22 protein-coding genes, 2 pseudogenes and 1 riboswitch are annotated in these 24,051 nt (G+C 56.4%); of the genes and pseudogenes, 15 read left to right on the forward strand and 9 right to left on the reverse strand.

The genetic code is table 11. The features are described from left to right. The first annotated feature begins 135 nt into the window (after positions 1 to 135). From MOP87_RS07590 to MOP87_RS07610, 5 genes are all read left to right on the forward strand, one after another. A complete protein-coding gene (locus MOP87_RS07590) occupies positions 136 to 444 on the forward strand; it encodes a PepSY domain-containing protein (protein ID WP_027914619.1) in 309 nt (102 codons plus the stop codon). Beyond that, on the forward strand, positions 444 to 758 hold the full coding sequence (locus tag MOP87_RS07595; RefSeq protein WP_027914620.1) for a PepSY domain-containing protein: 315 nt from the start codon (positions 444 to 446) through the stop codon (positions 756 to 758). Before MOP87_RS07590 ends, MOP87_RS07595 begins: the two co-directional genes overlap by 1 nt. Then, complete coding sequence (locus MOP87_RS07600) at positions 759 to 1,427, forward strand: response regulator transcription factor (RefSeq protein ID WP_242810324.1); 669 nt, start codon at positions 759 to 761, stop codon at positions 1,425 to 1,427. Beyond that, complete coding sequence (locus MOP87_RS07605; protein ID WP_028686943.1) at positions 1,424 to 2,743, forward strand: sensor histidine kinase; 1,320 nt, start codon at positions 1,424 to 1,426, stop codon at positions 2,741 to 2,743. Before MOP87_RS07600 ends, MOP87_RS07605 begins: the two co-directional genes overlap by 4 nt. A gap of 239 nt (positions 2,744 to 2,982) precedes the next feature. Continuing rightward, complete coding sequence (locus MOP87_RS07610) at positions 2,983 to 4,137, forward strand: HPP family protein (protein ID WP_242810325.1); 1,155 nt, start codon at positions 2,983 to 2,985, stop codon at positions 4,135 to 4,137. Here MOP87_RS07610 and MOP87_RS07615 read toward each other — a convergent pair. Beyond that, positions 4,111 to 4,977 (reverse strand): LysR family transcriptional regulator, encoded by an 867-nt coding sequence (locus tag MOP87_RS07615; protein ID WP_242810326.1) that lies wholly within the window; start codon positions 4,975 to 4,977, stop codon positions 4,111 to 4,113. The genes MOP87_RS07610 and MOP87_RS07615 overlap by 27 nt on opposite strands. Positions 4,978 to 5,156: 179 nt before the next feature. On the opposite strand from MOP87_RS07615, the pseudogene MOP87_RS07620 reads away from it, so the two are divergent. After that, a pseudogene (locus tag MOP87_RS07620) lies at positions 5,157 to 6,083 on the forward strand (AMP-binding protein); the annotation flags it as partial. Positions 6,084 to 6,413: 330 nt separating this feature from the next. Here MOP87_RS07620 and MOP87_RS07625 read toward each other — a convergent pair. Continuing rightward, positions 6,414 to 6,869, reverse strand: a complete 456-nt coding sequence (locus MOP87_RS07625; protein WP_185280167.1) for a helix-turn-helix transcriptional regulator — start codon at positions 6,867 to 6,869, stop codon at positions 6,414 to 6,416. Between the two features lie 137 nt (positions 6,870 to 7,006). Between MOP87_RS07625 and MOP87_RS07630 the strand changes: the two genes are divergently transcribed. The 5 genes from MOP87_RS07630 (at position 7,007) to MOP87_RS07650 (ending at position 9,926) form a co-directional block, all read left to right on the forward strand. Beyond that, positions 7,007 to 7,402, forward strand: coding sequence for a hypothetical protein (locus tag MOP87_RS07630; RefSeq protein WP_197890097.1), 396 nt, complete (start codon positions 7,007 to 7,009; stop codon positions 7,400 to 7,402). Between the two features lie 201 nt (positions 7,403 to 7,603). Further along, positions 7,604 to 7,882 carry a hypothetical protein gene (locus MOP87_RS21780; protein ID WP_347402993.1) on the forward strand — a complete coding sequence of 93 codons (279 nt, stop codon included), beginning with the start codon at positions 7,604 to 7,606 and terminating at the stop codon, positions 7,880 to 7,882. A 53-nt stretch (positions 7,883 to 7,935) separates the two neighbouring features. Continuing rightward, positions 7,936 to 8,328, forward strand: a complete 393-nt coding sequence (locus MOP87_RS07640; protein ID WP_242810328.1) for a hypothetical protein — start codon at positions 7,936 to 7,938, stop codon at positions 8,326 to 8,328. Positions 8,329 to 8,430: 102 nt separating this feature from the next. Beyond that, the gene (locus MOP87_RS07645; protein ID WP_242810329.1) at positions 8,431 to 8,982 is read left to right on the forward strand and encodes a hypothetical protein; all 552 of its coding nucleotides are present in this window, start codon (positions 8,431 to 8,433) and stop codon (positions 8,980 to 8,982) included. A 359-nt stretch (positions 8,983 to 9,341) separates the two neighbouring features. Further along, positions 9,342 to 9,926, forward strand: a complete 585-nt coding sequence (locus MOP87_RS07650; RefSeq protein ID WP_242810330.1) for a hypothetical protein — start codon at positions 9,342 to 9,344, stop codon at positions 9,924 to 9,926. Between the two features lie 94 nt (positions 9,927 to 10,020). On the opposite strand, the gene MOP87_RS07655 is transcribed toward MOP87_RS07650, so the two are convergent. The 3 genes from MOP87_RS07655 to MOP87_RS07665 form a co-directional block, all read right to left on the reverse strand. After that, positions 10,021 to 12,243, reverse strand: a complete 2,223-nt coding sequence (locus tag MOP87_RS07655) for a hypothetical protein (protein WP_242810331.1) — start codon at positions 12,241 to 12,243, stop codon at positions 10,021 to 10,023. A gap of 1 nt (position 12,244) precedes the next feature. Further along, positions 12,245 to 13,402, reverse strand: coding sequence for an ATP-binding protein (locus MOP87_RS07660; protein WP_242810332.1), 1,158 nt, complete (start codon positions 13,400 to 13,402; stop codon positions 12,245 to 12,247). A 155-nt stretch (positions 13,403 to 13,557) separates the two neighbouring features. Then, complete coding sequence (locus tag MOP87_RS07665; protein ID WP_242810333.1) at positions 13,558 to 14,811, reverse strand: hypothetical protein; 1,254 nt, start codon at positions 14,809 to 14,811, stop codon at positions 13,558 to 13,560. Positions 14,812 to 15,469: 658 nt separating this feature from the next. Here MOP87_RS07665 and MOP87_RS07670 point away from each other — a divergent pair. Beyond that, entirely contained in the window at positions 15,470 to 17,755 is a 2,286-nt protein-coding gene (locus MOP87_RS07670; RefSeq protein WP_242810334.1) for an AAA family ATPase, read from the forward strand. On the opposite strand, the gene MOP87_RS07675 is transcribed toward MOP87_RS07670, so the two are convergent. Next, positions 17,748 to 18,910, reverse strand: a protein-coding gene (locus MOP87_RS07675; protein ID WP_242810335.1) for an IS3 family transposase whose coding sequence is annotated in 2 segments (ribosomal slippage) — positions 17,748 to 18,655 and positions 18,655 to 18,910 — 1,164 coding nt in all. Because the reading frame shifts where the segments join, the coding sequence is not laid out codon by codon here. The genes MOP87_RS07670 and MOP87_RS07675 overlap by 8 nt on opposite strands. Positions 18,911 to 19,219: 309 nt before the next feature. Next, positions 19,220 to 19,669 carry a hypothetical protein gene (locus tag MOP87_RS07680; RefSeq protein ID WP_242810336.1) on the reverse strand — a complete coding sequence of 150 codons (450 nt, stop codon included), beginning with the start codon at positions 19,667 to 19,669 and terminating at the stop codon, positions 19,220 to 19,222. Between the two features lie 170 nt (positions 19,670 to 19,839). On the opposite strand from MOP87_RS07680, the pseudogene MOP87_RS07685 reads away from it, so the two are divergent. Further along, positions 19,840 to 20,560, forward strand: a pseudogene (locus tag MOP87_RS07685) (IS3 family transposase); the annotation flags it as partial. A gap of 58 nt (positions 20,561 to 20,618) precedes the next feature. On the opposite strand, the gene MOP87_RS07690 reads toward MOP87_RS07685, so the two are convergent. Continuing rightward, positions 20,619 to 21,512 (reverse strand): LysR family transcriptional regulator, encoded by an 894-nt coding sequence (locus MOP87_RS07690; protein ID WP_028697120.1) that lies wholly within the window; start codon positions 21,510 to 21,512, stop codon positions 20,619 to 20,621. Between the two features lie 108 nt (positions 21,513 to 21,620). Between MOP87_RS07690 and MOP87_RS07695 the strand changes: the two genes are divergently transcribed. Further along, the gene (locus MOP87_RS07695; RefSeq protein ID WP_028697119.1) at positions 21,621 to 22,793 is read left to right on the forward strand and encodes a TDT family transporter; all 1,173 of its coding nucleotides are present in this window, start codon (positions 21,621 to 21,623) and stop codon (positions 22,791 to 22,793) included. Positions 22,794 to 22,796: 3 nt separating this feature from the next. Here the strand turns inward: MOP87_RS07695 and MOP87_RS07700 are convergent, their stop codons facing one another. Continuing rightward, positions 22,797 to 23,372: a uracil-DNA glycosylase gene (locus MOP87_RS07700; RefSeq protein ID WP_028697118.1), complete on the reverse strand. Its 576-nt coding sequence runs from the start codon at positions 23,370 to 23,372 to the stop codon at positions 22,797 to 22,799. A gap of 85 nt (positions 23,373 to 23,457) precedes the next feature. Next, a riboswitch (Fluoride riboswitch) is annotated at positions 23,458 to 23,519 on the forward strand. A 141-nt stretch (positions 23,520 to 23,660) separates the two neighbouring features. Here MOP87_RS07700 and crcB point away from each other — a divergent pair. Further along, the gene (gene crcB / locus MOP87_RS07705) at positions 23,661 to 24,044 is read left to right on the forward strand and encodes a fluoride efflux transporter CrcB (RefSeq protein WP_028697117.1); all 384 of its coding nucleotides are present in this window, start codon (positions 23,661 to 23,663) and stop codon (positions 24,042 to 24,044) included. Positions 24,045 to 24,051: the final 7 nt, after the last annotated feature.

The following is a 24,051-nucleotide window of genomic DNA, read 5'->3' on the forward strand; positions in this document are numbered from 1 at the left end:
TGCAGCAGTTCGAGGCGTGTCCGGGTGTCTGCCGGCTGCGCTATCATGCGGCCAGCTGTTTTCAGGTTGAGTTAAGGACTGCTGGTTAATGTTGATTGCGTAGACAACGTGTACAGCATTATGGAGAAACGAACGATGAAAACCTTGACTGCACTGTTCACCGCCGCTGCCCTGTCGTTGGGTGCCACTGCTGCATTCGCCAAGGATGTGCAGCCTGACGAAGTGGTCAAACTGGTCAACGACAAGACCATCAAGTCCCTGGATGAACTCAAGAAGGCCGCGATTGCCAAGCACCCGGGTTCCACCGTCAAGGACTCGGAACTTGAAGACGAATACGGCCGCTACGTGTACAAGGTCGAACTGCGCGATCCCCAGAATGTGGAGTGGGACGTGGCCTTCGATGCCAAGACCGGTGAACTGCTGAAGGATGAGCGAGACAACTGATGAACCCACCACCACGGGCAGCGCGCTATCTGGCCCTCGCCCTGCTGGCCGCGTGCTCGCTGGCCGCTGCCCGTGACCTGGACCAGGATGAGGCACTGGCTTTGCGCCAGAAGGGCGTGATTCTACCGCTAGAACACCTGCTGGAGACGGCCATGGCCCGTCACCCAGGCGCGCGTTTGCTGGAGGCAGAGCTTGAAGAAGACGACGACCGCTATGAGTACGAGGTCGAGTTGCTGACGGTTGACGGCGTAGTACGGGAAATCAAGCTCGATGCTGCTACTGGCGCCCTGCTCAAAGATGAGGAAGATGACTGAATGCGCTTGTTGCTTGTCGAGGATAACGTCCCGTTGGCAGACGAACTCACCACGGCGCTGCAGCGTCAGGGGTACGCCGTCGACTGGCTGGCCGATGGCCGTGATGCGGTCTATCAGGGCCAGTGCGAACCGTACGACCTGATCATCCTGGACCTTGGTCTGCCAGGGTTGCCTGGCCTCGAAGTCCTGGCGCAGTGGCGTGCAGGCGGTCTACTGGCACCCGTACTCATCCTGACGGCACGTGGTTCCTGGGCCGAGCGCATCGAAGGCCTGAAGACCGGCGCCGACGATTACCTCAGCAAACCTTTTCACCCCGAAGAATTGCAATTACGCATTCAGGCGCTGCTGCGCCGCGCGCGTGGGCTTGTCAACCAGCCAAAGCTCGAAGCTGCCGGCTTGCATCTGGACGAGCGTCGCCAATGCGTGAGTCGCGAGGGCGTCGATATTCAGCTCACGGCTGCAGAATTTCGCCTGTTGCGCTATTTCATGTTGCATCCCCAGCAGATCTTGTCCAAAAGCCACCTGGCTGAGCACCTCTACGATGGCGAGACCGAGCGCGACTCCAACGTGCTCGAGGTTCACGTCAACCACTTGCGCCGAAAGCTTGGCCGCACGGTGATCGAGACACGGCGCGGCCAGGGCTACCTATACGCCGGGAGCGCTGCGTGAAGTCGATCCAGGCGCGGCTCAGCCTGGGCTTGATTGCCGTGCTGGTGGTAGTCGGGGTGGTACTGGCGCAGCTGACGCTATGGCTGTTCGAAGCCGGGTTGCAACGCTACCTGGAAAACGGCCTGCGCAATGAAAGCGAGAACCTGCTGGTAGCACTGGTGCGCGGGCCTGCAGGCATGCAGCTCGACGAGCAACGCATCTCGGCGGCTTATCAGCGGCCGTTTTCTGGCTACTACTTTCGCATCGACTTTGCCCAAGGCACTTGGCGTTCACGCTCCTTGTGGGACATGAACCTGCCCAAACCGTCGGCCCCTGGTCTGTCGGACCGGCACGAGCTTGGTCCTGAGGGGCAGGAGTTGCTGACGCTGCGTGCTGATTACCGGCGCCTGGGGCAGGATATATCCATCAGTGTCGCCCAAGATTACTCGCCTGTCCGCCAAGGCTTCCGGCGCCTTCAGCAAATTGGGCTGGGCATGGGCCTGGTCGCGCTGGCCCTGGTGCTGGTGCTTCAGCGCATGACCGTCACCCGCTCGCTGCGCCCACTGGAGCGGGCTCGACAGCAAATCGCCCAGTTGCAGCAGGGTCAGCGCTCCCAACTCGATGCCCAAGTACCCAGTGAGCTGGTGCCGTTGGTTGGCCAGATCAACCATTTGCTCAGCCATACCGAAGACAGCCTGCGACGCTCGCGCAATGCACTGGGCAACCTGGGCCATGCCCTGAAAACACCCCTGGCGGTACTGCTTAGCCTGGCGTCCAACGAGCGCCTGCAGGGCTTGCCTGAGGTGCGTGCACAGATGCGCGAGCAGTTGCAGCAGATCGAGCAGCGCCTGGCTCGCGAGCTCAACCGCGCACGCCTGGCAGGCGATGCGTTGCCAGGTGCGCAATTTGCCTGTGATGAGGAGTTGCCAGGGTTGCTGAGCACCTTGGGCATGATCCATGGCGAGGGCCTGGTGCTGAGCCATGCCGTGCCATCTGGCCTGCTGCTGCCCTGGGATCGCGAAGACATGCTGGAACTGCTGGGCAACCTGCTGGATAACGCCTGCAAATGGGCGGACAGTGAGGTACACCTGGGCATCGCAACCTCCGAGGACCATTACCAGCTGTGGGTCGACGACGACGGCCCTGGCATCCCCTATCAGCAACGTGTGCAAGTGCTCGAACGGGGTTCTCGCCTTGACGAGGAAGTCGATGGGCACGGTCTGGGGCTGGGCATCGTGCGTGACATCGTCCAGGCCTGGGGTGGGCAGCTGCAACTGCTAGAAAGCCCGATGGGCGGATTGCGTGTGGATATCCAATTGCCGCGCCGTAGCCTGTGATCAGCGCTGAGTCCCACAGCGCGGCCCGGTTCCCACTTGCCAGCAGGCAAACGGCTGTACTGCAAAAAAAATGCACCACTGCCACATTTTTTTGAATTAGCCCAAATCGACGTCGCTCGGCAGAATCGCTCCTCGTAGCCTTCGCTCGCCGGCGTCCAAGACAACTGTCAATACCGCGCACCACTGGCCAAGGCTTACGGTTCCTCTTTCGTCCAGACCTATACAGAACCCGAAACGACATGCCTGCCTCGCGTACCGAACGTCTTCTGCAGTGGCTATTACCTGCCCCCATGAACATCCCTCCCACCCAATGGCTGCGTGCCGGTGTCGGCGCATTGGTCGGCCTGTTCCTGGCAGGCTGGCTCACGAGCCTGGCTTATGGCCCGGATATCGCCTTGCACCTGCTCGGGCCGTTGGCAGCCTCGGCGGTGCTGGTGTTCGCCGTTCATTCAGGCCCCCTGGCACAGCCTTGGCCAGTGCTTGGCAGTTATGCCTTGGCCGGCATCGTTGGCTTGGCAATGCGGGACGGTTTTGGTCCCGGGCTTTGGGTCGCCGCCGCCGCCCTGGGTCTGTCCATCCTGGTGATGTGCTTGCTGCGCTGCCTGCACCCGCCCGGTGGCGCAGTGGCGGTCAGTGCAGTTCTGGCCGACCCAGGGCTGACCGCCCTGGGTGACCATCTGCTGGAGCCGGTACTGCTCAACGCGCTGATTCTCGTCGCGGTGGCCATCGTCTATAACCGCTTGACCGGTGTGCGCTACCCCAAAGGCGCTGCACCGCGTAAGGATTTGCACCACACTCACGACCCGCTGCCAAGTGAGCGCGTCGGCATCCGCAGTGAAGACCTGGCTCAGGCGTTGGAAGAGTTGGGCGAGTTCGTCGACGTAACCCGTGACGAGTTGGAGCGCATCATCCTCGCCACCGAGCAGCACGCCCTGCAGCGCAGCCTAGGGGGCATCACGGCGGCGTCGGTGATGTCGAAGGACGTACAGTTCGTCAGCCCTGACACCACCTTGCAGCAAGCCTGGAAGCTGCTCGACAGCCATCATGTCAAGACCCTGCCGGTGGTGCAGGACGGCGCATTGGTGGGGATCGTCAGCCTGAGCGACCTGGTAGGCCCGGCCATGCAGCAGGCGCGTTTGAGCTGGCGGGGGCTGTTCGGGCGCAAGCCCGTGCGCATGGCGCAGGTGATGAGCCGCCGGGTCGTCAGTGTCAGCAGCCAACACCCGTTGGAGCGCCTGCTGCCGCTGCTGTGCGAGCAGGGGCTGCACTGCCTGCCGGTGCTCGACGGCGACGTGCTGGTAGGGGTGGTCACCCAGACCGACCTGATCGCCGGGCTCAAGCGCCAGTTGCTCAGCAGCGCCAATGCCTCAGAGCGTCGGATCCCAGCGTTGTGACCAGTCGCTGGCCTCGGCTGCGATAAGCCGGCGCAGGATGCCAAGGGCCTGTTGCAACGCGTCGCTGTCACGCTCGCGGGCGTAGACCAGAAAAGTGGGGTAGGTAAATTCCGGCGCGTGCGGTACGCGCTCGAAGACGCCACTGTCTAGGTAAGCCTGCACCACTCGCGTGCGAAAATAGCCGCTCCCGCCCTTGTCGAGGATGAACTGCAAGGCAAGCGGCCCCAGGTTAAAGCGCAGTGCGGCGCGGGCGCAGTCGGGCAGGGCGGCGTCATGTTGCCGGCGGAACGCCTCACCCCAGTCGATGTAGATGTACGGCTCCGGTCGCTCGACCCGCCGGATCCGCACCAGCTTTTCTTCCATCAGCTGCTCCACCTGCAAGCCCGGCCCGTAGATCGGCTGGTACACCAGCGCGGCGTCAAGTACGCCCATCTCCACCTTGCGCAGCAATGATTCGCCATCGCTCACTTCGCTGTGGATGCTCTGGCCAGGAAGCTCCTGGTACAGCGCAGTGACCCAGTCGAGCATCATCGGGTTGCCAAGGCTCACCTCGCCGCCAAGGTGCAGCACCTGCTGATAGCCCGGTGGCAGGGGCAGGTCGCGTCGTGCTGCCTCCCAAGTCTGCACCAGCTGGTTGGCATACCCGACGAAGGCTTCGCCGTGGCTGGTCAGGCGGGCGCCAGCCCGGCTTCTTGTGAACAGGGTGCAGCCCAGTTGCTGCTCGAGCCGCTGCAACCTGGCGGTGACTGCTGTCTGCGACACGCACAGGCGCTCTGCAGCCGCCACCAGGCTGCCACTGCGCACAACCTCCAGAAAAGTGCGGGCCTGATCGATGTCCATTGAGGTACTCACCGTAAAAACTGGTCGCTATTCTAGTGAGTTTATCGCCGCATTGAATGGCTTTTGCCCACGCTGCAAAAATGCAGGTCAGTTAGGCCATATCGCGCCTGGCGCCTGGGTGCAGGGCATCCATACTCAGCGTTCGCCCTTCAAGAACAACAACATCGGGTCAACTCACCATGAGCTATCAGCACAGTTACGCCCAATCCATTACCGACCCCGCCGCCTTCTGGGCAGAGCAGGCGCGCTCGGTGGCGTGGTACCGCGCACCCACCGTGGTTCTCGAGAACAATGCCGATGGCACTCACCGGTGGTTTCCTGACGCACGATTGAACAGTTGTTACCTGGCTCTGGATCACCAGATCGAGCAGGGTCGGGGAGATCAGTTGGCGCTGATTTACGATTCCCCGGTGACCGGCACCCAGCAGACGCTCTCCTACCTTCAGCTTCGCGAAGAAGTCGCGCGACTGGCCGGCCTGCTGCGCCAGCTTGGGGTACAAAAGGGCGATGGCGTCATCATCTACATGCCGATGGTGCCCCAGGCCGCCATGGCCATGTTGGCTTGCGCGCGCATCGGTGCTGTTCACTCGGTAGTATTCGGCGGGTTTGCGGCCAATGAGCTGGCATTGCGTATCGATGATGCGCGCCCGGTGTTGCTGCTAACCGCTTCCTGTGGGCTGGAGTTCGAGCGCGTCATCGAGTACAAGCCGTTGGTCGATCGCGCTCTGGAACTGGCCCAGCACCGCCCGCGCAACGTGTTGGTCTGGCAACGGCCCCATGCGCAAGCGCCGTTGCAGGCAGGCCGAGACCTGGATTGGGCTCAGGCCGTCGTCGGTGCTCAGCCAGTGGCGCCTGTGGAGCTGGATGCGGCAGACCCGCTGTACATCATGTACACCTCAGGAACCACCGGTAAACCCAAAGGCATCGTTCGCGAGAATGGCGGTAATGCCGTTGCGCTGCACTATGCCATGCGCACCGTCTACGGCATGCAGCCAGGCGATGTCTGGTGGGGTATCTCCGACGTGGGCTGGGTGGTGGGGCACTCGTTGATCGTGTATGGGCCGCTGATGTGCGGCTGCACGAGCGTCTTCTACGAAGGCAAGCCCAAATTGCTAGAACTCCCCAAAACCCCCCATTTCTTGTCAAAAATCTCAGCACCACGCATGGCGGCCTGAGCATTTCCGGGCCCTACAGCCTTTCTCAATAATCAGCTCAACCTCTGACAATTGTCAGATCGATTTGCCCACTCGTTCTGCCACCTCGGCGCACCTCCCAAAATCGTAGGCTTCCACCCATTTCTCGATAATTCGCCCCTGCGCCTGCTGTTCACTGACCAAACCATTCAACCTGGAGCGGTTTGATAGGGAGTGAACCTGAACTGCCAGTCGACCAATCCCACACCATCCTGCAAGGCCCCCTCGATTGCTGGTGCCGACTCAGCGCTCTTGGTTCCAAAGTCGCCTGAGGGTGCTCTCCGGGAGCTGCAACTCTTTCTTTGCTTGTGACCGCGTGTAGCCCCGAGACTTGAGCTCCTGTACAGCAGCCCATCGCTCTCTAGCTTGGAGAAGCCGTTGCGGAACGACCTGTTCGATTTCGTTAGGCATTGGGGTATCTGCCAGCCCTAAGCCCTCTAGCTGCTCTAGCGCTGCTGTAAGGGCTTCTCGAGCTGTGCATTCTTGATGAGCAGCGGCAACCAGCGCTAATAGCGTTACAGGTTCAATTTGGAGAGCACTGGCTAGCTGAAAGCTGGTGTCAACGGTGGCCGAGCTCTTAGCGAGTTCTAGGCTGCTGACAGTCGCCTGGGTGACGGAGCGAGCAAGATCTTCTTGAGAAAGACCCTTATGCGACCGGAGCAGTTGGAGGACGGACGCATACGAGCTGCGCAACGACATAGGACTATCCCTTCAAAAAGAGACGGTATGCCGCGTTTGCCTGCCGCCACACAAAAAGATATATTTGTGGCAGTGGCGGTATGCGTTTAGTAGCCCTTCAATTTTGTTGAAATTTGCGTAGCGAGGACGAGGAGCTGGTGGACATTCCCCTGAAGGACGGCCTCCTAAGTGATTCTGGTATTGAGCTCATGGGGTCAGAGCTATCCCTTGAGGAAGTCCTGAAGGCTGCACGGGAGCACTACAAAAGGATGCCTCTGTGTGTCGTAGAGGAGTGGGTGATCCTCGATGCCATCGTCACTGATGATGAGCGGGCGAAAGTTACCGCTGCCGGCTGCGAGCCAATGTTCCTTTTTGCTCATAAAGTCGTGCATGACGAGCAGCGTCGCTTTGAGCCAGGCCACTGGGTGCGCTCATCAATGGGAACCTCGTTCAAGGACGGTTACCTGTTCGCAACGCGCAATACCATCTACGTACTGATGGGCCCTGGGCATCGGACGCTGTCGTCGATCCAAGCCATCTTTTCTATCGTCTAACCATCATCGCTTTGACGTGGTGCAGCTGGTTTCTGAGGCATTCCCATGTTTCGTACACACCTAAATGAAATGGCAGGCGTGCCTGGAATGTTCGGCGAAGGCCTGTCCCATTGGCATTCGATTTCGAGGTCTCTTTCTACTCACTGGTACCACCTGAGTGTGAAACGCCTAGTCGAAGGTAGGTTCATCAGGAGTGAAGAGATGTTGAATGATGAGCCTCGCCTTCATGAACTGCTCAAGACCCAGAATGATGAATTCGTCGTCGAAGATGTCCAGGTGGTAACCCCCGGGCGCCTGAATGGCAGCGAGCGCTGGCGTATGGAGCGTCTGACTTCGGTGTCCCTAGGGTTTGACAGGAATGATTGCCCTGTGTGTTTGCTTGAGGTGGAAAGCGGGGAAATCTACAACGACTCCTGCGATGCAGATTTTGACCGAGCCTCACTCAGCAAGGTGAGAGAGCTATATCGAGCCTCAAGCTGATTTCACTCTTCCCTTTTCAACCTCACTCATCTCCAGAGCAAAGGGCTAGTTACATGTCCGACTCCAACACTTACGAAGTAGATCTGCACAGCCGGCGGTATTCCGACTTTGATCTCTTGCGAATCGCGCGTGCAGTGGGGCAGGGGTACACGAAGCCAGTGACTGCCTTTCTTGTGAATGCCCAGATTATTGCCTGCAGCGCTGTGGGCGTCGTATTTGGGCATGTACATGCAGCCAATCCAATCGGCCGATTTGCTGATGGGCACTACCTACGCACGTCCGATATTCAGAGCATTCAGAAAGAAGGCCGCTTTTGGGTCGTTACTACGCTGAATTCACGGTACGTCTTAGCGTCGTTTCGCAGGGATGGCGGCCGGGCTGGATTGAGAGATTTTTTGAAGGTGGGGTCGAAGGGGTTCTTTATTAGCCCTGGCCGCTTGCACTAAAGAATAGTTTTTTGAACTAAGCGGCTTCCCCGTGAAGCTGCTGACACTCTGCCTTTGCCTGAAAACGGGTGATGGAAATTTTTATGACAGGAGTTAGTCGTAGTGATTGCTGATTACATCAAGGTCTCTGGAAAGCTTGAAGATATTCGAGTCTTTGAGCACAGGGAGGGTAGTGTTCAAGTCATAATGAAGATTGATGGTGTTCTGGTGCCGAATACCGTCATTCCAATTCAGCTTTACGAAGAAATCGAGGCTGGTAAGCACTATGACTTTTATTGTGTCTACAAAAAGTCAAGGAACAAACTCAAAAACACAGGCGCGATCTATGCCTTCAAAGAGGAAGGTGGACGGATTCGCACTCTGACTAAGCTTCGTCTGGCGACTCCTGTGTATATGATGTTTTACGGAGCAATCTGGTTCGCAGTGGCGTATGTAGCTGTATTTCTTCTTGCGCTCCTGCCCGTTTTGGCGCATCACCGACAGTCAGAAGTCATATCGATTCTGCACAGCTATTCAATGCTCGGCGGTGCAGTGCCTGCGTTGTTCTTTGCCTGGTGCATCATAAACTTCTGGCGCAAGTCCGGAAATCTAGAATCTTGGCCGAGTGTTGCGCCAAGTGTCGTAATCGAGCGGTTTAGCAAGCTCCATAAGTAATAAATTCCTAGGGGCTGAAGTCTGGGCGTGCCGCTCCGCGGACAGGCTGTCGTAAACCGAGCCCTGCTTTTGCAGGTCTCGGCCCTCCGGGCTGCCATCCTGCACGCCTTCGGCCGGAGCGGTCTGCGCGCTCCGCTTGCTCATGACGCGCGATACATTGTGGGCTGCCTCCGTTTTGTTCAGCAATCACCATCGGAGAGCTCATAGCCAAGCTGTATCCGTTCCCTGCTGTTTGGACAGCTGCGATTACTGTCATTGAAGGTTTTGCTTGGAAAATTTTGCGGTTAAGAATCAAATTGTGCTCAAGGTTTTGTGAAATGAACCGTTTATAAGAATAAGCGCATAATTTAGGTAATATCATGGCCTCCCGTAAGCTGCTTCAGCCTAACACTTCTTTTAAAGCTCCTTCGATTTTCTATGTTTCAGGCACAAGTGAAACCTTTGGAGTTTCTTTAAGGCTGATGGAGTCAGGCCTCATCAATACCTGGTTTAATGGCTTGCGAGTAGCGTACACGCCGCGCCAGGCCCATCTGGTCGCATCAAGCTTGGTGCATGCGCTCTTCCATCTACGCTGCTCGTTAACAGGTGGTTGGAGCAAGGAAGACACGAAGCTCCACGACTCAGTTTTTCTTTGGGCCGAACTGATCATCCCTAGCCTTCATCTCTCCCATGACGCCACCGACCCCATTACTCACAAGGGGCATGGTGCAAATTTTGTTGCAAGTGGAACGCTACATTACCCAGACCCATCCCCAGATCCAGATTTCGGCTTCAGTGATGAGGAGCAGGCCACTTACGATCTGTTGATCAGGCCATACGAGGCATCAGTCCTGCTGAAATTTGGTTGTGAGGAATGGCTGTTCAGCCCTGATGAAACGCAGTGGCTCGCCAATCAATTATGGGTCGCCTCGTTTTTGGCAGCAAAGCAGCCTACCAGTCCTTGAAAATCAGTGTTTCGAGTGAGGCGGCCGTTGATATTTAATAACGCGACCTCGGCCATCGGAGCACCGGTTAACCGAGGTCGCGTTCATCAGGGTTCTAGATTGGTGATTCCTCACCTAGTAGAAGGTCGATGTTACCAACCTTGGCTACAAGAGCTTGTTTGATGCTGTTTCGTAGTTTCTCCTCTACTTCCTTGTGAAGACGAATCTTTCCGATTGCGAGAGCCGTGATGAATTCCATGGAGGCATCACCACGCTCGAAGCCGTGCCCCTGAACAACCCGCAGGATGATGTCGGCCATGGACGCGCTGTGGGTTTCATGGGCGCTGTAGTCCAATTCGGTCGGCAGTGCTGCGCGAAGAAACGCCCCTTGGATGATCCCGTCATCGTACCGGGAAAAGATTTCAGGGGAGAGGAGCACCTGCTGGAGCTCCCCTGACTCTAGTCGCTTCGAGTCAGCGATTTTGGCGCTTTCTCGAGCGTTCTGAAGAATCCATAGAATTGTCAGGAAGATGTCCGTGCAGGCGGCCACGGTGACGTCTTTATCACCGCTTACAAAGGCAAAACCTTTGGTGAGCTTCATCTGCCCAGGTTGATAGCTGCTCGGCCAGAACGCTTGGTCTGAGAGTCCATCCCTTCCCGCATTGTCGAAAGCCGCAACCCGAGCTTTTACCGACTCGGATGCGCTGGATCCATCGAACGCAATCATCCGACTGAGCAGCTTGTACTCCTGGTTCCAATGGCTGTTACAGGACAAACTAGCGGCTGGAATTTCGATGAAAGGCTTGAAGACGTACTTCCGACTTCCCTTGGGTGGCTGAGTGAGATTCGCTGCTAGCTCATTCATCAATTCATAAGAGCGACCTAGAAGCGCACCAACCAGGTAGATCCGAGTGCCAGTTTTCTGAGCTGACCGGAGGCGGCGACTGATGCTGAGGAGCAAAGTACCTCGTTCAGCAGCGGCAGCCACTATGATTACTGATCCATCAAATTTTTCGTTAGGGTTGAATTTAGCTGCGCTCACCACATCGCAGGTGAGCCCCCTGACTTGGAGAAACTTCAAAGCTTCAGCTGCCATCGTTTCGCTGGCTTGGTCATCATCATGGATGATAAGAGAAGTCGATGCTGGCGACTCCTCCATCAGCACCTTCTGAAACCACTCAGTGAATTCTTTGGTTTGGACAAGCTTGTTCTTGTCCACTTGGACAGTCCGGAATCGCTCCCTGTTCGGGATTTGACTGAAGCACGTGAACAGACCTTTGCCCATGAACGAGAAAAATCTGTTCTGAAGGCCTTCGGGCAGGTGACTCATGCTGATGTTGAGCAGCCTGGTTTCGGTGTGCTGTGCTACGAACCGCTCACCGTGAATACGGATCAGACGGCGACCTTCGGTCGATTCCGACTCGGACACTGACTCAAAATCTTCAGGTTTCTCTACCGTGTACAGCACCTTGCATGAATCGGAATCAGTGAGGAAGGACAAGAATGTGGCTACCCGAGCTGGCGAAGCGCCGTTGACCTTGATCCATTCCTTGGCCAGACCGCAGTTAGTGGAGGCAGAGATAAGGCATAGCGATGAGGCGCCATCGGGGAGTGGGCCATCCTTCAGTCCATCGTGGGAGTGGAACGATTTGATATTCTGAATCGTTGGCTTGCCAAAATTTTCTTGGAAAAGTTGAATGGACAGCGCTACTGGCAGGAATGCCATGGTGTCGAGGTATACGGTGTCAGCTTCGCGCAGGCCCGCCCCCGTAGAGTCTTTGATCACTTTCAGGCACGTGAATGCCAGGAAATGCGAGTGGAGGGCCTCAGTAAGCAGGTTCTCAGCTCGAATGAAATAGTTGGACGATCGTGACGATGGCTTAGAGAAGAGGAAACCTGCCGGCGCCTTTGTCAGCACGGATGTACACTTGACCAGCTTCTTCATCCCGGCCTGAACAAAGTCATCTGCCGCTCGGGTGATCAGCTCGCCAATTTTCCTATCGGCTCCGGCAACATTGACGTATTTCTTGATCTCGCCATGCTCATTGAAAAACGAGAAACCGTAGGAAGGTGTTCCGCCGTTGGCGCGACGCTCCAGAGCGATGGCTATGGCGGATGACTTGCTTGCACACTGTTCCTTGATCCATTCCCGGTGACACTCGGGAACAAGGAATGTGACGTGGTCGGGCAGGACGTACTCGTTCAAACGATTCTGCAGCGCTTCAGTAATGTGGGCGTCTGTGATTCGTTCAGGGCCCGTGAAAAAAACCACCACATGGGCTGGTTCAGCGGTTGCGGTAGGGGTGAGGACTACTTCGAAGTCAAACAGATCAGGCATCTCAGTTCACCGGAATGCAGATGGTGAATACAGTGCCTTCAGCTGCCGCCAGCTCACGGTCACCGCTCCAGTTTTTGGGGTTGAACTCCACGACTTGGTCTTGGCCTTGAAATGCCTGATATAGGCAAACCCTGCCTGTACGAAGACGGACGTAGGCCTTTAGCTTGTTGAGTGCCTGGACTGCGTTGTGCAGGCCCATACCAGAAGTGGCTGAGTCTTTTGTCGTGACATGCTTCTTGAAGCACTCCAAGGTGGCCTCAAGCTCTTCTGACAAGGGCAGGTCGTTGAGCGCTTCTACAGGGGTTCCTCTCTTCGCCGACAGCCAGCGTCTTGCCAAGCCTGGCCCGCTGTCGATGACAGAGATCTCGATGAACTCAAGGTATTCCGAATCCCTGAGCATGTTTCGCATCACGAATATTGCGAACTGAGGCTCCTTGTCCGAGACGAGATGTATGTCCTCTCGTTTGATCTTGCCGGCCTTTACCGACGCGCCCCTAAGACCTTTCTTGTACTTCACACCATGGACGTCGGTCACTGAGTGCTGGTCGGCGTTAGCGATCAGCTCGGCCAGTACGCTACCGAGGGCTGGCAGCCCACCCTTTTGGAGCGTCCTCTTATCCTGCTTGGTATGCATCAGGGAGGATGAAAGCTCCAGCAGGCTTGCAAAGGAGGAGTGAGAATGGATCTGAGGCGTCGCCCCTCCGTAGTAGAAGGGCTTGATGAATTCCATCTTCGCGAAATTAATGCTGAAGAGGTTGATGGTGTTGGGACGTGCTCCTCGATCGCTTGAGGTGTTCCGAAGATCACCTTCGTACATCGCTTCAATCAAGGGCCTAATGACAGTAAGCGCCGCGCGCTTATCTACCGCCTCATGACCCTCGGTCTCGATGCGGGAAGACATGATTAACGCTGTCAGGCCAGCAGCAGTCTGGCCCAATTGTAGAATTCGAACAGGAGCGCTTTCAGCGCCCGCGTATAGGTGAAGTACGCTTTGCTCGTGAGCCCGGGCCCAGCTGATCACCAACTGAGCAAGTGCTGCGTCAACCCCAAATAGGCCGCCGTGACTCATGCTTTTGGGCAGGCGGAGGGTCGTATCTTCTCGGCAAAGCGGGTACAAATCTTCGATTTCGTATGTGTTCAGAGCCTTGGCGATCTTCATCAGCACCTCAAACAGTCCATCGTTCCGGGCGCTGATCCAGATACCTGGACACACCCCAACCAAATCATATCGACAGCAGTACAAATGGTGATAGGTACTGCAGAATTCTGCCGGCTTCAGCATTAGAAATCACAGGAGCCTTTGTGAGAATGCGTTCAGGAACCAGATGCTTGACCCGGAACACTGAGAAGCTTCAGGAAGCTGAGGAGAGTATGATCCATCTCGCTGCCCTCATACTCTTCCTCAGCATGGTGGGCGCCGACTCGAGTCAGCGCCACGTGCTGGCCCTCGTATTCGACAACGTCCATTCCGATCATCAGATCGTAAAGGTCTTTGCTGCTGGCCTGGCAAACCTTGTATTTCTCAATCTCATCTTCAGAAACGTCAAAGATTGAGTCCTTGGCTTCGTCATGCGTTCTGAATAGCTCGAGAGTCGAAATCTCTGTGTAGCTATGCAGGGAGCTGTAGTAGGTTGGCTGGCCATCGAATGCGACGTAGTAGGCCGTCCGATCCTCCGTCAACGACAGATGCGAATGTTTGGGGCCACGCCGAATCAACCATGCTCCATTTGGGCCTCGTGCAGTGAGATGAGGGATGAGCATCAACCGCTTGTACGTTGTCTCGTTGAAGATTCGCAGGGGTAGGGCAGGCCTACCGATGTGAATCAGGGTGGAGCCACAGGTCAGGGTTCCACCCTCGTACTTCCCACAGTCCCATTCCTCGTCGGGTTCGAGCTCTCGAGCTAGCCGCCAGACAGCAGGAATCAGCTCTCTAGTCTTCTTGCCGAGGTCTTGTGTCAACAGGTGCAGTCGGCGTTCATGTGTGCCCTTGTCACTTTCAGGAATTGGGTGATGCATGGCCTCGTTGAAGGGAATGAATTCCCACTCGAGAATGCCCTGCTGGTGTTGCTCCACGGCTTTCTGCAAGTCCTCAGGCCACAGGCTCATTTGCTCTGCGCGCAATGGGATGATGTCGGTGTCGCGTGGTGCTCTGCCGGCGGTGGGGTCGAGTCGTATTGAGTCGATCCTGGATTGCCAGGCCGTGTCTGTCTTCGTCCAAATCAGCACGGCGTCAGGGAATGGTACGCCGGATCTGTTTTTCTCCGGAGAGCCGTCATACACGCGTAGTAACGGCAGGGATCCGAAGAACTGACGTTGAATCGCACCTGGGGATGGGGCTGATCCGGTAGTGTCGAAATTCACTACGACATCGAGGTCTGGGCAGGTAAGGGCGCCTCTCGCATATGAGCCGACGACCCAAAGCTGGAGGGCCTCCATCCGTCCAGTCAGCGTCTCGCCGTAGCAATCGACTTCGAAATCGTGTGCAGCGGCCTTATCGAGTGCGCGGCACATCTTGACGAGGTGCTTGGTGAACCGTTCTCGCGGGTGGCGCTTTTCCATGCCTTCCAACTTAGACCTTCCTGACAAACCTGAAGCGTGACTATCTCGGTATCCAGCTGGCTGGATGCCACTATCTGTCAAAAATATCGCGTCTCTACGGATTGATCTAGCGAAGGGGAAGTGTCGGCTACTTTTGGCGTGCCGCTGCCAGCGGCTAGGCTGTCGTGAACCGAGCCCCTTCGTGTCTCGGCCCTGGGCGGGCTTCCATCCTGCACGCCTTCGGCCGGAGCGGCCTGCGCGTTCCGCTTGCTTTGTTGGAATCTGCTCGTCCAGTTGCCTAAGCCGGACGCTGCTGTGCCTCAAGCTTCTGAGATCGCCTGCTCCAGGCTCCGAACGAGGCCTTCTGCGGATTTATTTTCTGATTTCTATTTCTGTGGAAGCCTTTGTTTACGAGGGATACCGCTTAGCTCAACAACGTTATCAGGCGAGATTTTTCGGATTTTCTCTGTGCCGGAAATCCGGGCATTCAACAGCTGCCGAGTGTTGGTCAACGTGCTCCTTTCCTGCGTGACCTGTCCTAGTCATTGGGGGCGAAAATGGGAAGATACAGAGTCGGCGTCACTTGCATCTGTGTCACAAGGCCACTATGGCGTTTTCGATCTACGCTCCATGTTCGACTACCCAAAAGAGGTAGCGGAACGATGATTGGTCAACACATGGAGCTGTCATGTCGAGCCTACAAGCGGAGTATCAGCGATTCTTGATTTACCTGGCGGGTCAGCCTGTGTACGACGATGTGCGTCGGATGGCGAATTTGATCATGGCCAATTTGCAGAGTTTGGCCGAGGTTGGTGCGCAGAGGCGGGCACGCTCCAGTCGTCTGGCACCGATTGCGCTCCAGCATTTGGCAAACACAGTTCCACACATGCCGGAGGCCATTCAACCTGCGCAGGCCGATCGTGCTCACCTGCGGTTGAATCGATTGGAGGTAGGCCCATTTCGTGGGTTCATGCAGTCTGAAGTCTTTGACCTGAGCCACAACATAACGCTGGTATACGGCCCGAATGGGACGGGGAAAAGCAGCTTTTTCGAAGCTCTCGAAACCGCAATGCTTGGCTCGATCAGTGAAGCGGAGGCCAAGCGTTTTACCCATCGATCATACTGCGATAATGCACGGCTTCGACGCCACGAAGTCCCACGGCTGCTTGGGTCATTCAACGGTGGGAACATTTCCCAGATTCAGGCGAGCGAGAAAGACTATCGGTTCTGTTTCGTGGAGAAGAACCGGCTCGATGACTTCGGCCGGATAGCAGCCCGAACGCCAGGTGACCAGCGTCAGCTCATCGCGACGCTGTTTGGTGTTGATCAGTTCAGCGAGTTTGTCCGGGGTTTCAACGCCACGCTTGATGAGAACCTGAGCATCGCAAGCGTTAGAGCTTTGCAGCTTGAGGGGAGGCGTAACCAGGTTGCAGCATCGCAGCAGTTGATTGACACCTTCGAGCAGCGTGTTGCCGGTCTAGCCCAGGAAGAAGAGGGTCTAGCCGCACGAATCCATCAGGGCAGTACCTATGAAGCATGCGTCAACTGGATTCTGGGGACACAAGAGGCGCCGGGGCGCCTGGCATATCTCCAAGGCGTCTTAGAATCGCCTGTGCCCGCGATACATGGATGTACAGCAGCCTCTCTGCAGGAAAAGCGGAGAGAGGCCTATGAGACTTATGCGGCAAGCCAAGCAGCGCAGCAGGCACTGACTGCCCGGGCTGGTGAAGTCTCGTATTCGAACCTGTATGAGGCGCTCCTTCAGCTGACAGATAACGCGACATCATGTCCAGCGTGTGGCACTCACCTGGATCAGGTTGCCCAAAACCCATTCGAGCGTGCACGCGTAGGGCTAGCGCAATTGGCTGAGCTCAGGGGCTTGCAGCAGCGGTCAGAAACGGCAACCAACAGATTTAACGAGTCGTTCCGCTCCCTGCATGCCGAAATGCAGCGTGCTTGTGGTGCCGTCACACAGGTGTGCCCTAACGAGCTTCAAGCTGCGCAATTGCCAGAACTTCCGCCGGCGGCTGTAGGCAACTGGTTTCAACCATGGGTGGATGCGGATGATAGGGCATGGCTGGCCCTCTTGGAGCTAGTCAATCGTGTTGAGCAGGCTGATGCCGCTACCCGTCAGATCACTGAGCAAAGGCAATCTCTGGCCCAGGAGAGGATGAGGCTTGATGGGTTCAAGACCGAGATAGAGCGATGCAAATTTCTTCGATCACAAGCCCTCACAGATTTCACGCAGGCTCAGGCAACGATTGCCCAGTTCGAAGCTGACAACCAGCAACTGATCGAAGAGGTCGGACGTGAAGCGCTGACTCTTGAACACAATAGGCGGATCAAGGCCGCCTATGATGGATACCTGCCTCAGTTGCAGGCCTACCTCGCAGCGTTGCCAGCCCAGCTACTGCAGGGACTAGGTGATAGCGCTCGCGATCTGTACAACCTGTTCAGCCGTGAAGATCCTCCACCTGCTCAAATCCATGCTCTCAGGTTGCCGCTTGCCGAGAACGGAAAAATTGAAATTGAGTTTGTAGGTCAGCCAGGTGAGCGTTTTGATGCATTGATGATCTTGAGCGAGGGCCATATCCGGTGTCTGGGCCTAGCAATATTGCTGGCTAAGAATCTCGCCGAAAACTGCCCAGTAGTGATCTTCGACGACGTCGTGAACGCCATTGATGATGAGCATCGGGATGGCATCTGGCGCACGTTCTTTGAGAGTGGCTTGCTCGATGCGAAGCAGGTCATCCTCACATCACATGCCGAAGAGTTCCTGCATCGCATCCAGCAGGAGATTGGAGCCCAGCGAGCAGCACAAATACGTAGATACCGCTTCCTTCCTCACCACGGTGAGCATCATCTTCGCATCGATACTGATCCGCCAACTAAGAACTATGTCCTACTGGCACAAGCCTCATTAGAGGCTGAAGAGAAGCGGGATGCTTTGCGTCATTCTGTAGTGGTCAACTAATCCCGGACACCGGATTAAGTTTTTCCTCGGCAATCGCCGGAGGTAACCCACCGTTGAACTGATGCGGTCGCTCCCAGTTGTAGCGCTGCATCAGAAACCTGCCGATGTCCTGCTGTGCCTGCGCAGCACTCATGTAGCCCACACTTGGCACCCACTCCGTTTTCAGGCTGCGGAACAAACGCTCCATAGGCGCATTGTCCAGGCAATTACCTCTGCGGCTCATGCTTTGCTTGAAGCGGTAACGCCACAACCGCTGACGAAAAGCTCGGCTGCCATACTGGCTGCCCTGATCACTGTGAAACAGTACATTCTGCGGCCGCCCGCGGTGCTCGTACGCCATGTCCAGCGCCTTGATGACCAATTCGCTGTCCGGTTTGGGTGAAAACGCCCAGCCCACCATGCGACGTGCAAAAAGGTCGATAACTGCCGCCACATAGTGCCACTGGCCTTGAGCCCACACATACGTGATGTCGCCGCACCATACTTGATTCGGTGCCGTAACATCGAATGCGCGCTCCAGCACGTTCGGGATGTCAGGGCGCTCTACTGTGGCCTTCTTGTAAGCATGTGAACCCGGTTGCTTACTGATCAGCTTCATTTCGCGCATCAACTTGCGCACCTTGAAGCGGCCGATCTGAATGCCTTCTTCGCGCATCATGCACATGATGCTTCGACTACCTGCGGCACTACGGCTCTGTGTAAACAGCTCGTTAACCCGAACACGCAGTGCCAGTCCCGCAACGTCGGGAGATCGCCGTTTATGGCAATGCACGTAGTAACACGAGCGAGTGACTTCAAACACCGAGCAGAGTAATTCGACAGGCTCGTCGCGGCGGAGCTGATCGATGAACGCAAGCGCTCGTGTTCCTCGGCCATCAAGAGCGCGGTAGCCTTTTTTAAAATCGATTTCTCCCGTTCCAGCCGGTTGATCCGAGCTTCCAACTCTTGGATCTTCTGCTGCTCGGGGGGCAGCGCCTTGCTTGTTGGCGTAGCACCGCCATGTTCTGACTGGAGTTGATTCACCCAACGGCGTAGCGCCGATTCAACCAAGTCGAGCGACCGGGCGGCTTCAGTAAGGCTATAGCCCTGGTCGAGCACCAGGCAGGCTACCTCGCGCTTGAATTCGGGAGTGAAAGTACGTCGTTGTCTGCTCATCGAACACCTCTGTGTGGCGATCATTTTCGCCTAAAAAGGTGTCCGGGGTTAGTAGACCACTACAGGAACGGGGAATCCCACTCAGGGTGGGACTCCCAGCTACAGATTCGCGAACGTTACGGTTGGGCACGTTCCTTTTCTTTTAACCGTGAGCTATCTGATTGCTGAGAGGTGGGGTGCGATCCGGAAACTCCTTTGAACCCTAGGGCATATCTGATCATGCGAGATAGGCATAGTGGGCAGAAGGGCTAAAGAGAGCGACTTAGATCGCGGCATCGGATGTGAGCTCACGGCTCTTCGTGGCGCGACTCAGAAGCCCGGCGTTGATTTTACGCCGTCGTCATAGATCGTCGTCACCTTATGTTTGCGAGCCCACTCTTTAGAGTCATCAGGCTGCCAGGTTACGAAGACCTCAGCTGTGCATGAGTAACAATCCCTTTCTATTTTTTCGATGGTATCAGCTTGGCCCCACAACGCGAGATAGACCTTTGCTTGTGTAAAATTTTTGAGGGTGGTTGATCCGCATAGCGTAATGGTCTGTCCCTCGGCGAACGTGACTGTACGCTTGGTAATCAGGGTATTGGCTAGAGCTTCAGGTAGTACCTGACTAAACATCGTACCCTTCACATTGCCGATTGTTGGCACGACAATCACTCCGGAGCCATGTCTTTGGCATAGCTCGAAAAGCTTAGCCAAGCCCACTCGGGTTCCTTCTTGGTTGTCTCCATAAGACGACACCAGATAACGCTCACGACTCATCGAAAATCCCTCAGATAAAAGACTCAACCTATGAACTCTTGCAGCGCGAAGGCGCTCAGCCCCACGGCAGCTCGTAACGCTCTATCACGATGATTCTATGTCAAAAATGAATCGCCCCTGGTTTCGTAGACACCTCCAAGCCTCATAATGAGGCCCAAATAGGAGGTGCCATGAGTCGTCAGCGTTACCCTGAAGAATTCAAGATCGAAGCGGTCAAGCAAGTGACCGAGAAAGGCAAGCCTGTCGCTGAGGTTGCCCAGCGCCTGGGCATGTCCGTGCACAGCCTTTACGCCTGGATCAAGGTCTACAGCAAGCCCCAAGAGCAGCGTCAGCAAGACAATGATCAGCAGGCCGAACTGCGCAAGCTGCGCGCTGAACTCAAGCGCGTGACGGAAGAGCGAGACATCTTAAAGAAGGCCGCCGCGTACTTTGCCAAGGAGTGCGGCTGAAGTACGCCTTCATCAAGAAGCACTCGACGGATTACCCGGTGCGGCGCCTTTGCCAAACCCTCAAGGTGCATCCCAGCGGCTACTACGCTTGGTTGGCGGAGCCTCAATCTGCCCGAGCAAAAGAAGATCATCGTCTGCTTGGTTTGATCAAACATGCTTGGCTCGAAAGCGGAGGTGTGTACGGCTATCGCAAAATTCATGGTGACCTGCGTGAGCTGGGAGAGACATGCGGGCGAAATCGAGTCGGTCGTTTGATGCAAGCAGAGGGGTTGCGTTCGCAAACGGGTTATCGCCGTCGTCCTGGGTTTTATGGCGGAAAACCAACCCCAACCACCTTGCCCGGCAGTTCAAGGTCAGCGAGCCGAACAAGGTCTGGGTGACCGATATCACTTACATCCGCACCTATGAAGGATGGCTTTATCTGGCGGTAGTGCTGGATCTCTGTAAGCGGCTGGTGAACACGTCTTCCATTTTGATGAGGGCATCGCGTGGTCTGACCGTCATCTCGCATTGGCCGACGCGAAATCCTTGATCACACTGAAAAAGGTTTCAAGAGAGCGGGAGATAAACTTGTCTCTGTGATAAATCGCGTGCAACTGCCGTTTGTGCTCAGGAATCATGTGGTTCAACGAGATCAGGCTCCCCTCGGCGATGAGATCTCCAACCACCCAATAGGAAAGGCAACTGATTCCGACGCCAGCCGAGACCATCCGCTTGATAGCTTCTGAACTGCCAATCTGCCGGGCATTGCGCCAGGCACCCAGGTGTGGAAAAAGCCAGCGCTGAACCTCTTCAGCCGTACCCGATCCCTCTTCGCGTACCAGCCAGCGCGCTTCTTGCAGGTCACTAAGCGAAAGCCGCCCCTTGTGTGCCAGAGGGTCATCTGCCGCTGCGACAATGATCAACTCGTCTTCACACCAGGGCTGCACGGCCAGAGTGGGCTGATGGCTCGGCCCCTCGACCAGGCCAACGTCAATTGACAATTGTGCCGCCTGCCGGGCGATCTCTGCGCTGTTGCCCAGGATGACATCGATCTGTGTCCCGCCGGCACGCTCGGCCATGTGTTGCATCAGCAGCGGCATGATGTAGTTGCCAATCGTCGTGCTGCAACCTACCCGCAGCCGCGCGACCACGTCAGTCCGAAAACCACCCTCGATCTCCAGTGCAGCCTCCAGCAGGCGGATAGCCTTGGGCAATAGTGCCTGGCCGTTTTCGTTGAGCACCAGGCGTTTGCCGACGCGGTCGAAGAGTCGAATATCCAATGCGCCTTCGAGTTCTTGGAGTGCTGCGCTGGTGGCTGACTGCGAAAGAGCGAGGGTTGCGCTGGCTTGGGTGGTTGAACCCAGCTGGGCGATAGCGCGGAAGATGTGGAGTTGCCGAAGTGTGAGCTTCACTTTCTTACCTTGAAAATAGGTATGCCATATTCAAAATATCCGTTTTTCCAGATAGATGCATGCCGCTATTCTGAACCTGTTGCCGCATCGCAATCATTCGGAGGTTTTATGCGCGAGATCAGCCTTATCAAGGTCATGCAGGGCGGCCAGCCGCTCTCGGCGCTTTCCAATCCCAAGGAAGCGATTCGACAGTTCACGCCTAACTGGTTTGCCGCAACGATGGGCACCGGCATTCTGGCCTTGGCCCTGGGGCAGTTGCCGGGTCACAGTATGCTGCTTACAGGTATTGGGGAGGCGCTTTGGCTGTTCAATATCCTGCTGTTTACCGTCTTTACCCTGATGTACGCCGCCCGCTGGGTGTTCTTCTTCGATGAGGCCAAACAGATCTTTGGGCATTCCACGGTTTCGATGTTTTTCGGCACGATACCGATGGGCCTGGCAACGATCATCAACGGCTTGGTTCAGTACGGCCTGCCGAACTGGGGAGACGGTGTGATCCCCTTGGCCCATGCGCTCTGGTGGCTGGACGTCGCCATGGCACTGGCGTGTGGGGTGCTGATCCCGTTCATGATGTTTACCCGGCAGGAGCACAGCATCGATCAGATGACTGCTGTATGGCTGCTTCCTGTGGTAGCGGCGGAAGTGGCAGCGGCGAGCGGCGGTACCATCGCACCGCATCTGGCTGATACCAGTGCTCAGTTCACGATGCTGATCACCAGCTACGTCTTGTGGGCCTACTCGGTTCCAGTTGCCTTAAGCATACTGGTTATTCTGGTACTGCGTCTGGCACTTCATAAATTGCCCCATGAGAGCATGGCGGCGTCGTCTTGGTTATCGCTGGGGCCAATTGGCACGGGCGCTCTGGGCATGTTGGTCATTGGTAACGATGCACCGGCAATCTTCGCTGCCCACGGCATGTCAGGCGCCGGCGTGGTGGCCGGGGGTATCGGGGTAGTATCGGGTGTCCTGTTCTGGGGCTTGGGCTTGTGGTGGATGCTGTTGGCGCTGTTGATCACCGCGCGTTATGCCAAGGGCGGCATACCCTTCAATCTTGGCTGGTGGGGCTTCACATTCCCGCTGGGGGTATATGCGGTGACCACGCTGAAGCTCGGCGCGACGCTGAACTTGGCCTTTTTTGATGTGCTGGGCATTATCCTGGTGATGATGTTGGCCATCATGTGGCTGGTGGTTGCGACCAAAACCGCTGCCGGTGCATACCGTGGCAATCTATTTGTATCGCCTTGTATCGCGTCGCTGAACGCCAAACGCGCCAGTCGCTAACGATCAGACACTCGCCACGTTCGCCGCCCGGGCCAGCGTGGCGACAATGTCTTTAGCGACATCAGGATGCTGACACACCGAAAGCGGGCTTGGGTGCGGCATGGCGAACAGCCTGACCTCGGGGCGATGATGCTCGATTTCGGGTGCCGCTCTTTGAGCCACGCGTCCAGCCAAGACCACGACGCGCAGGCACGGGAGCAGATCCATTACCTCTTTCAGCAGTGTGACGCCCTCTGTGATTTTCGAGCGGGTGATCGCTTCGGCAGGACTGTCCAGCTTCGGCAGCCACGGATAGATATTCCACAAAATGGTCTGCTCACGCGCGAGGCACGCCTGTTCAAGGAAGCGCTTCAGGTTGCGCTGGGAGGGCCCTGTGTTGTCGCGGGAAACGAAGCGTGGCCACGAGCAATCCCTGGCCGGAGATTCCAGCAATATCAGAACAGACGCATCGACCCCACCATCCAGCGGATCAAAGTACGGCAGTCGTCTAGCTCCCAGGCTCCGGGCGTCTACCCACTTGTTCAGAATACCAGCAGGCTGGGAGTACAGACGATGTCTGCGGGTATCTTGAATATTCATCTAGTCTCTAGGCGTCGAGGGGAAACCGTGCTCGCGTCAACGATTGCGAAGCACTATTTACGTGACAATCGCGCGAGTGATATGTTGCTTCTAAGGAGATGGCATTCCTCCTCACAACCGCCCCGTGCTGATGATGCCTACGTGAACCCTGGACAGGGTGCGTAGGTGTGCCCCCTGTCCGCGAATCTAGGACAGGAAATTGACTCAAAATTCCGTATTAACTCTCTATCGCAATCTGCGGTTATCAGCACCTCCTCGGCCCTACCAGCTTCGAGGAGATTTGCAGTCATGCTGAAATCACTCTTTGTCATCGCCATCGGCGCATCACTTGGTGCCTGGTTGCGCTGGCTCTTGGGTATGAAGCTCAACGCTCTGTTCCCGACTATTCCCCCAGGCACTGTAGTGGCGAACATGGTCGGGGGATACATCATTGGCCTAGCCATCGCGCTCTTGGCCGCATCTCCCTCCTTAAGTCCAGAATGGCGCTTGCTGATAATCACGGGCTTTTGTGGGGGACTTACCACCTTTTCCACCTTTTCAGCCGAAACAGTTGCCCTCATCCAAGAAGGAAGATTGCTGTGGGCGCTCGGCTCAATTTCATTGCACGTTGTAGGTTCGTTAGCGATGACCGCTGCCGGACTACTTTCCTACCAAATGATTGGTACTCGCTGAGGAAATT

This window comes from Pseudomonas sp. I3-I5, assembly GCF_022699445.1.
In the GTDB taxonomy this organism is placed as follows: Bacteria; Pseudomonadota; Gammaproteobacteria; order Pseudomonadales; family Pseudomonadaceae; genus Aquipseudomonas; species Aquipseudomonas fulva.